This window comes from Citrobacter braakii (genome assembly GCF_002075345.1).
Taxonomy (GTDB): Bacteria; Pseudomonadota; Gammaproteobacteria; order Enterobacterales; family Enterobacteriaceae; genus Citrobacter; species Citrobacter braakii.
In genome coordinates this window covers 89,750-102,254 of record NZ_NAEW01000001.1, presented here as the reverse complement: position 1 = coordinate 102,254, position 12,505 = coordinate 89,750, and the positions used below count along the sequence as shown (strand labels likewise).

At 49.2% G+C, this 12,505-nt stretch carries 14 protein-coding genes and 1 tRNA gene; 14 read left to right on the top strand and 1 reads right to left on the bottom strand.

The features are described 5' to 3' along the window. Window positions 1–807: 807 nt before the first annotated feature. The 14 genes from BZK42_RS00480 to BZK42_RS00415 all read left to right on the top strand — a co-directional run bounded on the left by BZK42_RS00480 (window position 808) and on the right by BZK42_RS00415 (window position 11,988). Entirely contained in the window at window positions 808–1,644 is an 837-nt protein-coding gene (locus BZK42_RS00480) for a Rha family phage regulatory protein (RefSeq protein WP_080858528.1), read from the top strand. Window positions 1,645–1,668: 24 nt separating this feature from the next. Beyond that, on the top strand, window positions 1,669–1,887 hold the full coding sequence (locus BZK42_RS00475) for a hypothetical protein (protein ID WP_080858527.1): 219 nt from the start codon (window positions 1,669–1,671) through the stop codon (window positions 1,885–1,887). After that, complete coding sequence (locus tag BZK42_RS00470; RefSeq protein ID WP_080858526.1) at window positions 1,884–2,048, top strand: YdaE family protein; 165 nt, start codon at window positions 1,884–1,886, stop codon at window positions 2,046–2,048. Before BZK42_RS00475 ends, BZK42_RS00470 begins: the two co-directional genes overlap by 4 nt. 78 nt (window positions 2,049–2,126) lie before the next feature. Then, a complete protein-coding gene (locus tag BZK42_RS00465) occupies window positions 2,127–2,468 on the top strand; it encodes a hypothetical protein (protein WP_080858525.1) in 342 nt (113 codons plus the stop codon). 142 nt (window positions 2,469–2,610) lie between these two features. After that, window positions 2,611–5,697, top strand: a complete 3,087-nt coding sequence (locus tag BZK42_RS00460; protein ID WP_080858524.1) for a RecE family exodeoxyribonuclease — start codon at window positions 2,611–2,613, stop codon at window positions 5,695–5,697. Window positions 5,698–5,709: 12 nt separating this feature from the next. Next, window positions 5,710–6,807, top strand: coding sequence for a RecT family recombinase (locus BZK42_RS00455; protein ID WP_080858523.1), 1,098 nt, complete (start codon window positions 5,710–5,712; stop codon window positions 6,805–6,807). A 35-nt stretch (window positions 6,808–6,842) separates the two neighbouring features. Further along, window positions 6,843–7,148 carry a hypothetical protein gene (locus BZK42_RS00450; protein WP_023222582.1) on the top strand — a complete coding sequence of 102 codons (306 nt, stop codon included), beginning with the start codon at window positions 6,843–6,845 and terminating at the stop codon, window positions 7,146–7,148. Beyond that, window positions 7,148–7,351 carry a hypothetical protein gene (locus BZK42_RS00445; protein WP_023222583.1) on the top strand — a complete coding sequence of 68 codons (204 nt, stop codon included), beginning with the start codon at window positions 7,148–7,150 and terminating at the stop codon, window positions 7,349–7,351. The genes BZK42_RS00450 and BZK42_RS00445 overlap by 1 nt, the downstream gene beginning before the upstream one ends. Next, window positions 7,348–7,755: a hypothetical protein gene (locus tag BZK42_RS28105; RefSeq protein WP_143329685.1), complete on the top strand. Its 408-nt coding sequence runs from the start codon at window positions 7,348–7,350 to the stop codon at window positions 7,753–7,755. Before BZK42_RS00445 ends, BZK42_RS28105 begins: the two co-directional genes overlap by 4 nt. A gap of 146 nt (window positions 7,756–7,901) precedes the next feature. Further along, window positions 7,902–8,159: a hypothetical protein gene (locus BZK42_RS00435; RefSeq protein ID WP_080858522.1), complete on the top strand. Its 258-nt coding sequence runs from the start codon at window positions 7,902–7,904 to the stop codon at window positions 8,157–8,159. Continuing rightward, on the top strand, window positions 8,156–10,249 hold the full coding sequence (locus BZK42_RS00430) for a DNA cytosine methyltransferase (RefSeq protein WP_080858521.1): 2,094 nt from the start codon (window positions 8,156–8,158) through the stop codon (window positions 10,247–10,249). The genes BZK42_RS00435 and BZK42_RS00430 overlap by 4 nt, the downstream gene beginning before the upstream one ends. Next, a complete protein-coding gene (locus BZK42_RS00425) occupies window positions 10,246–10,662 on the top strand; it encodes a hypothetical protein (RefSeq protein WP_080858520.1) in 417 nt (138 codons plus the stop codon). Before BZK42_RS00430 ends, BZK42_RS00425 begins: the two co-directional genes overlap by 4 nt. 80 nt (window positions 10,663–10,742) lie before the next feature. Continuing rightward, window positions 10,743–10,976, top strand: a complete 234-nt coding sequence (locus tag BZK42_RS00420) for a DUF4224 domain-containing protein (protein ID WP_080858519.1) — start codon at window positions 10,743–10,745, stop codon at window positions 10,974–10,976. Further along, window positions 10,960–11,988 carry a tyrosine-type recombinase/integrase gene (locus tag BZK42_RS00415; RefSeq protein WP_080858518.1) on the top strand — a complete coding sequence of 343 codons (1,029 nt, stop codon included), beginning with the start codon at window positions 10,960–10,962 and terminating at the stop codon, window positions 11,986–11,988. The genes BZK42_RS00420 and BZK42_RS00415 overlap by 17 nt, the downstream gene beginning before the upstream one ends. 424 nt (window positions 11,989–12,412) lie before the next feature. On the opposite strand, the gene BZK42_RS00405 is transcribed toward BZK42_RS00415, so the two are convergent. Then, window positions 12,413–12,500, bottom strand: a tRNA-Ser gene (locus tag BZK42_RS00405). Window positions 12,501–12,505: the final 5 nt, after the last annotated feature.

The following is a 12,505-nucleotide window of genomic DNA, read 5'->3' as shown; positions in this document are numbered from 1 at the left end:
ACAAAATAAAAATAACATTGATATTGACAATAAAAATAGCGATGTTATTTTTAACTTAGCAACCCACCCTAACGGATGGGACAGTCAGCAAAACTGGCGCGACAGGTAAATGTTCCGCCGACGGGCGTAAAACGGATGAAGAGGGCCACTCAATGAACGAGACAGAACTGAAACACGTTATAGCCATGCTTCTGGAGGATGCAAAACGCCTGCAACAGGTAGAACTAAATGCAGGCACTGAGGCCCGCATATGGTTGGCTAATAAAACACTTAATTCATTCAGAGAGTTAAGCGGTTTTGCAAGAGGGTCAGGTATCTCTACCGAACACCAACTTTCTTAGCTAGCGCCAGCATAAAAATGCTGGCATATGCAGCAAATAAGTAGCAACAGAACTCCGTAAATGTAAGAAGCTGCTGCTCTTGCAACCAATGGTTAGAAGAGTTGGGACAATCAGCCCCGGAAGCAACCGGGAACACAACGCGAAAGCGCATTACGCACAACCTCTAACCTCATAAGGTTTGTCGTTAAATCCAATGCGATAGTGCGCTTCCGGTTGCGACCAGGACCGTGACATTGCTGTGTGTTGTGTTGGCGGTATCAGCATTTCCCTTGCTGATACCGTCCTTTTTAAAACGAATTTTGTAGTGCGGTGAATGCGGCTATGCGCACGCGACTCAGTTAAGAAGAACCTCGTGTTGGTTGTGGGTGTTTTGTAGTCGGCGCTAACTGTTAACTGGTTAACGTCACCTGGAGGCACCAGGCACCGCACCACAAAGTTCGTTGACGGTTTAACGAAGGTGAGAAAGATGATGGATGCAATGCTTGCGAAAGAAAATGGGTGGCGTTATAGTTCCCAGGCACCTCATAAAACGGGTGCCGGGATTGGAACCCCGTTGACGACCATAGCGCATAACCGCGCCTTTGCGGTTTTTTTATGCGTTAAGCACGGCCACATTCGCATTATGGTGGGGCGTGCAGGGCAGCCGCAAGGCTGGCCGGTTCCTATGGTCGCCGGTAGTTCCAACCCTGTACGTCTCACCACCTATGAGTTTGGAACCTCACGTGGTGAGTTTATAAAACTGACCATAGAGGATGCCATCATGGCTACTATCCCTGCCCTTTCTCACCCTCAAGTGACCGTTGAAAATGGTCGCGCCGTCACTACGTCTGTTGCGGTTGCTGAATTTTTCGGCAAGCTGCACAAAAACGTCATTCAAAAAATCGAAATGCTGGAATGTTCCTCTCAATTCACTGAGCTTAATTTTAAGCCCAGTGAATACACAGACTCAACCGGACGCAAGCTCCCGATGTACCAGATCACCAAAAACGGCTTCGTTTTTCTGGTGATGGGCTTCACAGGCAAAAGAGCCGCCGCGTTCAAAGAGGCTTACATTGCCGAGTTCGACCGGATGGAAAACGAACTGCGCCTTTCGTCAGGCCGCTTAATCAAGGGGGACTCCCGCACTGTTGTTGTCCACTTTGATGAAGCCGGAAATGTTACATCTACCGAACGAGTATCAGATGATGCAGTGGTGACAACTATCAGTCAGTTTAAATTCTGGATGGAGAAAAACGGCTGGCTGGTTATTCATCGCGACGATATACGGAAGATGACCGTTGAGCAATTAGTTTCGTTGAAATAATGCAGAACGTCAGGAGGGTTGATTATGATTACCCATCACTATGGAACCGATAATATTCCCCGCAAGGATGTTAAACCAGGCGCATTTGTAAAATATAAAGACCGTACTTATCTCGCGTCAGCAAATGTCACTAAGGGATTGTACATTAATAATGTTTACGAGAAGACCCTGATTAGAAGCGATGAAATTGAGGTTTATCTCAATCAGTATGGTAAACCACTCATGCGTAATGGTGACATATGAAAATCAAATGCGCCTATCATCTTTGTAATAAAGAGTTCGAAGAAAAAGAAGGTATAAACAAGCCACTTACGTTTATGCGGGGTGTTATCTATACAACCGAAAACAGAAAATATTGTAGTGAACAATGCGCCGAGCATGACCAGATGGCACATGAACTTTAATTACTGACCAATATATTTAAACCATGAAAACATGCCAGCAATGGCAGGGCTTCACTCAACCTGAAAAAGGAAACGGAAATGAAAAATAAAATACCTGAAGAATCTGTATTACAGGAACTCAAAAAGCTCACTACCCGTATATTTCAGATATGTGTTGAAAATAATATGCCAGTTGTTATTGGTTACTCATACGAGTTAAGCAGAAACGAAGATGGCTATTCAACAAACAAATCCATAACAGCATATGCAGATGAAAAAAAAGGAGCATGGAACTCCACGATAGCAGCCGCAGTCATGATGCTCAGAATGAAGGAGGTCCCTAAAAAAGCTATCCACGCGATGGCAGAAATGGCCGCCGCCTGTGAATTAGTTCGGGCAATGTCTGAGGATTCAGATTCAGAGGAAAAAAGCCTGCATTAAATGCAGGCAATTCCCCGGTTTTACATCCCGGCGATGCTGAGGCAGGCGGCCAGCCTTACCAACAGAGATATACCCAGTGAGCATTCGTAGAGGGACGTTCACTGTCTTCAATAATTTTAATCTTAATTGGGGTTAAAAAACAATGAGTGACAAAAAAGAAGATTTTGCACTGTACTGCCCTGTTAAAAATGAAGAAGCCAGAAAAAGACTTGGAATAAAAGCGGGCTTCTTCTGGGTTACAGTAAAAAAACTGTCAGTAGCTGTTTCCCGTTGTATCGCAGCAATGGACGATAAGGGTTATGACGAGGACGACTTTAAAAAACCCGTTCGTGTCAATTTCCCCGTCGTTAACGATCTGCCCCCTGAAGGCGTATTTGATACTGAATTCTGCAACCGTTACGAAAAAGGCGGTGACGACGGAATTACTATGATGCAGATCCCCGGCGCAGTTCCTGCCGACCAGTTCCACGAAAAACCAGTGGAAACGCCCTATACCAGCACCGCCGACAATACAGACACTGAAGCTGGCGATAATGTTACTGGCGATACTGTTCCCCTCCCCGCTTACGCTTATAACGTCAACGGCGAACTGATGTCAGAAGTTGAGAAAGATATGACGCAATCTGTCTCAGGGAAAAGTTTTGCGGTGCGCTTCAGGGCGAACTGGAAGCAGCCACAGTGTGTGACTGATGTGGCAATCTGGCGACTCCAGGAGATCAATGCCGAATTAATGGACCCTGCCGGCTATATGGCCGATATCGAGCTGGCATTATCAGACAAAGAGATTGCCTCAAGGCTGGATAAGCTTGAAATGCGGGATGTTCATTGTTACGCCCGCGATATCGAAAAGGTATTTCCTGAAAATAAACGCCCTGGTATTCAGCACGTCAGGGAGTTCACCAAAGCCTGGCTTGATACTGATTACATCGACCGCGGCCTGCTGGTCAAAGAGTGGCAAAACGGCAATCGCGTATCGTGCATCATCAAACCGACAGCTAACGACGCTCCAGAACCACAGAAAACCAAAGTCGTTGAGGCGATCGAGTCTGCCCGTCCGTGCCGTAGCGAAAAACCAACATTCAGGACGATTAACTATGAACTCGCCTGTGGTTTCTATGAAGATTTGGATCTGAATAGCCTGCGGCCTGCAATGGATTTTGCAAAACGTATTATTGCCGAAGACCGTGAAGACTGGAAACGCATGTCGGCTACAGTGGACATTATTCCCGATATCAAAGAATTTGACCGTCAGACCATTATTGACCTGGTACGCAAAGCCCCCGCTGCCGTTCATAGCGGCAGTCCGGAGCTGCGCCGCGCCTGGTGTGAAAGTTTTCTTGCGGTTCATGGTGTTCGCGATCCGGACTGGTACGAATATGTACCAGACGAAGCACCAACAACCCATGAAGAAAATGCAGCAAGGCTTCGTCAGGCGGGCAAATGTCTGCGGGATATTGAGGCAGGGAGATTTCAGTGTGATGAAGAAAAACCGCAACCGGCAGGCGAACTGGCAGATGAACCAGCAACGCCTGAAGCAGTGGAACAGGACACAACTGAACATCATCCGGACCCGCTGCCGCTGGAGAATGAGCCACCTGTAAGCCAGACAGAAGCAGGCTACCAGAAAATACGGGCAGAACTGCACGAAGCACGTAAAAACATTCCACCCAAAAACCCGGTTGATGTTGGTAAACAACTTGCAGCCGCGCGCGGTGAATATGTCGAAGGCATCAGCGACCCGAACGATCCGAAGTGGGTGAAGACAGAGACAAGCCCGCGGACCAATAAACCGGAAATGGTAACGAAAGTGGCGGATGGTATTTTCGACGTTACTGCACTGCTGCAAGATTCATCAATTCATGGCGAAAAACGGGTAGTGGAAACCGCCGTCAGCGAACCAGAAATGCCGGAAACAGAGCCAGTACAGCAATACATCTGGCCGGAATACTTCGAGCCGGGCCGTTATGAAGGCGTTCCGAACGATATTTATCATGCGGCCAACGGTATCAGTTCAACAATGGTAAAAGATGCACGGGTAAGCCTGATGTATTACGAAGGTCGCCACGTATCTAAAACCATCAAAAAAGAACGTTCAAAAGTACTGGATATGGGGAATCTGGTGCATGCACTGGCCTTACAGCCTGAAATTCTGGATGAAGAGTTCAGTATTGAGCCTGAAATCCCGGAAGGTGCGCTCACGACGACAGCGACTATCCGCGCTGTTATTGATGATTACAATAACGGTCTGCCGGTGATTCTCAGCGCGGACGATATCAAAAGATACCTTGATGAATATAACGCCACCCTACCACAGCCTGTTCCATTAGGCGATGACGTTGCTCAGACGGGTGAAAGCTACATGTCGCTACCTCCTGAATTCCAGCGCGTGGAAGAAGGACAAAAAGTCACGGCAGCTAAAATGAAGGCCTGTATCAAAGAGTATAACGCCACCCTGCCGCCGCAGATGAAAACCAGCGGCAGCCGCGACACGCTTCTTGAACAACTGGCAATCATCAATCCTGATCTCGTTGCGCAGGAAGCACAGAAGCCCCAGCCGCTGAAAGTATCCGGCGCCAAAGCAGATTTGATTCAGGCAGTGAAATCAGTCAGCCCTGAAACGGTCTTCGTCGACGAGCTGCTTGAGGCATGGCGCGAAAACCCCGGAGACAAAATCCTGGTTACCCGCCAGCAATATGCAACCGCGCTGGCTATCCAGTCGGCTCTCTACGCTCATCCGGAGGCTGGAAAATTACTACAGAACCCCACACGTGCCGTCGAAGTCAGCTACTTCGGCATCGATGACGACACAGGGCTGGAAATCCGTGTTCGCCCGGACGTTGAACTCGAGTATGAAGGGCTGCGCATCGGCTTCGACCTGAAAACAATCAGCATGTGGGATGTAAAGGAAGATGCCCTGAAATCACGGCTTCACCGTGAAATAACGATGCGAGATTACCACCTCAGCGCCGGTATGTACTGCAACGTTGCCGACCTGGACAAATTCGCGTGGATCTTCGTGAACAAAGACGAGGGCTATCACTGGGTAGCCGTGGTATGGGCTTCTGAATCACTACTGGAACTCGGAAAACTTGAGTATCACCGGACCATTCGCGCTATCGCCAACGCTATGGATACAGACGAATGGCCTGCGCCAGTCACCGCTGACTACACCGACGAGCTGAACGATTACGACCTGCGCCGCCTCGATGCGCTGCGTGAAATGGCATAAGGGGAAACAAAAATGTCCACTTCAATAGCTACAACTGATAATCAGACACAGAAAATAGACAATGTTTCTATCCTGACAAATGGCGAACTGTTTAACCGCCTGCGTACGCTTTCAGAGGTCATGGCTAACAGCGGTAATTTTGTCCCTGCTCACTTTCGCGGTAAACCAGACTCCTGCATGGCGGTCGTGATGCAGGCTGCACGCTGGGGCATGGACCCGTTCGCTGTCGCACAGAAAACTTTTATCGTGGGAGACTCCGGCGTCCTGGGTTATGAGGCTCAACTGGTTAACGCTGTTGTTAACAGCATGGCCCCTACTAAAGATCGCATTCATTTTGAATGGTTTGGTGCCTGGGAAAATATCGTAGGGCGTTTCGTGGAGAAAACCAGCTCCAAAGGAAATAAATATATTGCTCCGGGCTGGAGTCTGAACGATGAAAAAGGAGTTGGCGTACGCGCTTATGCCACGCTGAAGGGTGAGAGTGAGCCACGAGAACTTATTCTGATGCTCTCTCAGGCTCAGGTACGAAATTCAACACTATGGGCATCAGATCCCCGTCAGCAACTGGCCTACCTTGCAGTGAAGCGCTGGGCTCGCCTGTACTGCCCTGACGTTATTCTTGGCGTTTACACACCAGATGAACTTGAAGAGCGACAAGAAAAGATTATCAATCCCGACCAGGGTACTCAAAACATCACCATGCAGGACATTAATTCTGAGAGTGTATCAACTACAGCTAGCACACAGGAAGCGGCTACCAAAGTTGAAGCCATGGCTGATGAGTTACGTAATCGCATTGATTCAGCAAATACACTGGAATCGGCAACCGCCGTCGGCAACAGCATAAACGAGGCTAAGCCTCTTCTTGGTACGGCCCTCCATACCGAACTAAAAAATAAGGCCACCCGCCGCTATCACATGGTTAAGCATCGTGATCTGGTTGAGACAGCTATTAATTCTCTTCCGCAACCAGATGCACCAGAAGCAACTGCATGTTTCAAAGCAGTTGAAAAGGCTCTCACAATGGCAAAGCGTCATTTAGGCGACAAACTCTACGATAAGTACCGCATCAATCTCAACGATATGAAACCAGAATACATCACTGCATAACGGAGACTGGCGGTCACTGGCCGCCTGAAATAACGATGAATAAATGGAAGCGAGCCGAAATACTGATTGTTCGCCAGTGTGCCGGAACAATACGGGTAGCAGATATTGGCCGACTGATTGGCAGAACAGACGGCGCTGTACGTGCAAAAGCACGGGAGTTACATATCAGTTTGCGCCTGCGAGGGGACTATCACCAGTCAGTTAAATATCCAGGTTGCAATGTCGAGATGGCGCGGGAACTGCATAACAAAGGTGCCCGTCGCCGGGATATTGCCGAAATGCTGGGAATGCCACTCGGCATGGTTAACCAGTATGTCTATTTCGACAGGAGGGTTGGCTAATGAGCAAGCCTAAAACTCATACTGGCGTCATCGTCACCAAAGACGGTGAAAAAACAGTAAAAATACGTGAGACAGCAACAACCTGGTGTGTCGGACCCCGCGAGACATACGACAAATTTACCGGGTGTCGTGTAGGCGCACCGCTCACAAAGCGCCGACTGAAGCTGGAAAGCATTAAACCAATTGAAGGCGGTGCAGCATGACCATAGTGAGCATTCCGGATGATTGGCAGACATGCGAAAAGTTATCCGATGATTCTTACGTTGATAACGCTCTACGTGAACTGGTTGAGGACACAACAGGTGATAACGGTGTGCGTGTTGTTCAGTCGGTAATCAGAGCATTGCGAGATAGCGGATTGATACGCACTTACCCCGATCTGTCACAACCAGTAGATCCGCAGATTTCCGAATATGAGCAAATCATGCTTCAGGCTGGTTGGGTTATGGTGCCCATCGAACCAACTGACGAAATGATAGCGGCGGCGATGGAATGTGATGATGTGGTTTTCGACAGTAAAGATCCAACCGCATTCTGTGTTCAGTATCGGGAAATATATTGCGCGATGGTGGATGTTGCACCAAAACCGGAGGGAAATAACAGATGAACTGGCCTGACTCATTTTTATATGTCGGATAGCGTGGGCATTTGCATATGCAATAACGCGCATCTGAATAATTAATTAACGGTAAAAACGCTTTTAAACACCGCTCACGCGGCGGGATTCGTGCAGCCTGAAAACAGGAAAACAGCGTGGAAAAAATATTGTGTTACGCCTTAAACCGCATCGTCGAACTGGAAAATATGCTGCTGCCGGCAATTCCGGAAACCATCTGGCCTGCTGAGGTGGAGCTTATTTTTTCCCGTACTGAAGGGGCCGGAGATTTGCCAGTACATCACCAGCACAGACTGAAGCACCACATTAACCGTATGTGGCTGGAACACCTGCCTGTCCCGTCAATTGTTACCGCCGCTGAGGTGTTGTGTAAGGAAATGGAGAAATACGCGTGAATAACGAAATCATTGTGGATAATTTTGCTGGTGGTGGTGGCGCCAGTACCGGAATAGAAATGGCGATCGGTCGCAGCGTTGATATTGCCATCAACCACGACCCGAATGCTATTGCAATGCATACAACTAATCACCCCGACACGCTACATTATTGTGAGTCGGTTTTTACCGTTAAACCCAAAATAGTGACCGCTGGCCGTCCCGTCGCGTTGGTGTGGCTCTCTCCTGATTGTCGCCATTTTTCCAAAGCGAAGGGTGCAAAACCTGTTGAGAAATCAATTCGCGGACTGGCATGGATCGAGCTTCGCTGGGGGCTGGAAGTAAAGCCACGGGTAATGATGCTGGAAAACGTGGGCGAGTTCAGAACGTGGGGGCCACTGCTTGCCGGGGAAATGCGTCCTGATCCTGAGCGTACCGGAGAAACTTTTGAGGCGTTTATCGGCATGTTAACTACTGGCATTCCGGTGGATCATCCTGCGCTGGCGGAATGCTGTGAGTTTCTGGAAATCGATATTCACAGTGATCAGGCAAAGCGACTGGTCAACGGTCTGGGGTATACCGTTGAATACCGGGAATTACGCGCCTGTGATTATGGCGCGCCGACCATCCGTAAGCGGTTCTTCATGGTGGCGCGTTGCGACGGTCAGCCGGTTGTATGGCCGGAACCAACCCACGGCGATCCGAAATCAGAAGCGGTGAAATCGGGTCGCCTGAAGCCCTGGAGAACGGCGGCAGAATGCATTGACTGGTCAATTCCGGCACCGTCAATTTTCGGGCGCAAAAAGCCGCTGGCTGAAAATACGCTCAGGCGTATAGCGCGGGGTATCCAGCGATTTGTCATCGACAGTGAACAGCCGTATATCGTGCCATTCATTGTGAAATGCAATCACACCAGCAGCAAGAGTGAATACGACTGTTTTCGCGGTCAGGGTTTACAGGAACCGCTACAGACAATCACAAAAAAACACGGTTATGCCGTGGCAGTCCCTCATCTTACAAAATTCCGTACCGGCGCTACGGGGCAAAATGTCACAGACCCCGCGCCCACCATCACCGCAGGCACATCGACGCGACCGGGTGGAAACGGTCATGCACTGGGTATTGTTGAGGCCGCATTAACACCTTTTCTGGCTGGTAATGGTGGCAGCGAGTACCAGGCAAAACCGAGACCGCTGGATAAACCCGCACATACCATTCTGAAGCAGTCCCGTGCCTGCCTGGTCGCCCCGGTCATTACCCGCCAGTTCGGGGCCAGTATCGGTCATCGGGCAGACGAACCGGGCGCCACTGTCACCGCTGGCGGTGGCGGGAAAAGCCAGTTAACGACCGCCACGCTTATTCAGATGGGCTATGGAGAACGTCCCGGCCAACAGCCTCGCGTACTCCAGCTCGGAAAACCGCTGGGCACGGTCACTGCTGGCGGCGGTAAGTTTGCTATCACCAGCGCATTCCTGGCGAAACATTACGGAGGGAATTATACGGGGCCGGGCGTGGGACTGGATGATCCAACGCACTCAATAACAACGGTCGATCATCACGCTGTTGTATCCGCGCACCTTATGGTCAATAACACAGGACATGCTGGCGGCGCTGCTGATTCACCTGCTCACACCGTCACAACGGGAAACCATCATGCTGTAGTCGCATCCCACCTGGTCAAATTGCGCGGCACCTGCCGGGATGGGCAGCGTACTGACGAGCCGATGCCGACGGTCACAGCAGGAGGCCTGCATGTAGGTAATATCGAGACCAGCCTTGCTGTCGATGAGTACGACGAAGAACGCGCACAACAGGTACTGTCGTTCCTGCGGAAATATTGCGGAGAAGACTGCACTGGTCTGGTCACTGTCAGCGGCGTGGTTTACCGCATCGTAGATATCGGAATGCGGATGCTGCAACCGCGCGAACTCTACCGCGCACAGGGATTTCCGGACTGGTACATCATTGAGCATGATTTTCGTGGTGTGAAATATGCGAAGGACAAGCAAGTAGCGCGCTGTGGTAATGCCGTGCCACCACAGTTTGCTGAGGCGCTGGTGCGTGCGAATCTGCCGGAATTGTGCGTCAACGGGGAGGTAATTGCAGCATGAAGAAGCCTGTCTGTATGTTCTGCGGCGCCCCGGCCACCCTGCTTTGTGACGGGATCATCGGCTGGGATGCCGATGAGGACAAACACGGGCTCATGACAAAATGTCGTGGCATGTTCACCTGCGACGCACCAGTATGCCGGAGCTGCGCTACATGGCATGGCAACATATTTTTCGATGGAAAGATCCGGATGATGGATACACGCGACCTTTGTCCGCTGTGTCAGAAGCTGCACAAAGCAGGTGAACACATACGCGTTGCAGAACACAGGAAGCATTCTGCACTACCGCAACCGTGTCTTACCAAAGAGCAGGCTGCGATTATTCGCGCCGCACATTGGGCTGGGTTCGCTAACAGCTATACCAGAAGCATAGAAATACTGAAAGGTGGCGGGCAGCAAACCTTTGATTTTTGAACCTGATTATTAGTAATCAACCCCGATCGCTCGTCACACAGTATAGTTGACGGCGGTCATGCAGTAAGGAGACATGACCAATGTATAAATTCACATTGTCACCTTTGGAAATAGCAGAAATTACTGGCTATCAGCGTTACACCCACCAGCAGCGACAACTGCGATGTCACGGAATCCCATTTACTACAGATGGGAAAAACAGACCGATTGTTTTACGCAAACACCTGACACCAAACACGACTGAATTACCAAAGGTTGACGAGTATGTTGAAACTGAACCCAACTTCGACGCCATTTATGGGAAGACCACGTAAGAATCCGAAAGATAACCAACTGCCCCCACGTGTTACCAGAAATAAGTACAGTTACGTCTGGAAACCGAAGGGAACTAAACTCAGCATAACATTGGGAAAAATTAGTGATACCACCATGTCTAAAATCTGGCAACGCTATGAAGAAGAAAAGGCAAAACGTCATGATGTGATGACGTTTGCGAAATTATGGTCGAAGTTTCTGGACAGCCCAACATTCACCGAACTGGCCATTAGGACTCAGGATGACTACCGGCAACACCAGAAAAAGTTACTGGCGGTATTTGGGAAGATGAAAGCTGACGATATCAAGATAGAACAGGTTCGTATTTATATGGACAAGCGCGGAGTGACCAGCAAGAACCAGGCCAACCAGGAGGTATCGAGCATGTCTCGCGTATTTGGGTGGGGTTTTGAGCGGGGTTATGTCCGTAATAACCCATGCAAAGGGATTAGGAAATTTACTCTGGTTGATCGTGATGTCTATATTCCCGATGAGGATTACCTGGCAATTTATGAACATGCTCGCGTAGAGGTTCAGGTTGCAATGGAAATATCGTATTTGTGCGCGGCGCGCGAGGGTGACGTGTTTGATTTAAAGATTCCAGATCTCCGAGCTGATGGTATTTTCATTGAGCAGAACAAAACAGGCAAAAAGCAGATCAAGAAATGGACGCCACGTTTGCAGGCAGCCATCTCCCTAGCGAGCAAGCATTTTGCGAACAAGTCCGCAGCCGGTTACGTTATTCCCTCGCCCAGCGGTGGAAAAATGAATAAGAAAACGTTCAACACCTGGTGGAATAACGCTAAGAAGGCCGCAGCCTTGAAACTTGGCAGGCCGATTCAAGGAACTTTCCACGATATAAAAGCTAAGGCAATTTCAGATTATGAGGGAAGCAGTAAAGAGAAGCAGCTATTCAGCGGCCACAAGACAGAAAGCCAGGTAGTAACTTACGACAGGAAAGTGAAGTTATCACCAACTTTAGACGTCCCACCATTAGCTAAGGGAGATTAAAAAGTAATGTAATACAAAGAAACTCAATCCCACTGACGTGGGTAATGCAAATTTTGGCTTTAGGTTAGCGGGGTTGCACCGCTGACTGAGTTGACCACTAGCCCCATGATGGCGGTTGATACTGTGTCAAAAAATGATAAAACCATGATGTGTAGATTTTTATTCATATGCTTCTCCTTTTCCTCGATGTTTGTTAGCGCTAGATTGTTTTTGATGCAATAAAACACGTATAAAACGGTGAGGACGAGTAGCCAAAAGAGACAGGTAGGTACGCTGCCAACTAACCCTAGCTGCGCTAGCCTAAAGCCAAAAAATTGTACAAAAAAGCGATCGGCAAATGAAAATATACCAAGTGAATATACCAACACTATACCAACACCCCAAAAGCACAAGGGCTTACATTTCTGTAAGCCCTTGTTTTATTTGGCGGAAGCGTAGAGATTCGAACTCTAGAACCCTTTCGGGTCGCCGGTTTTCAAGACCGGTGCCTTCAACCGCTCGGCCACGCTTCCAATGA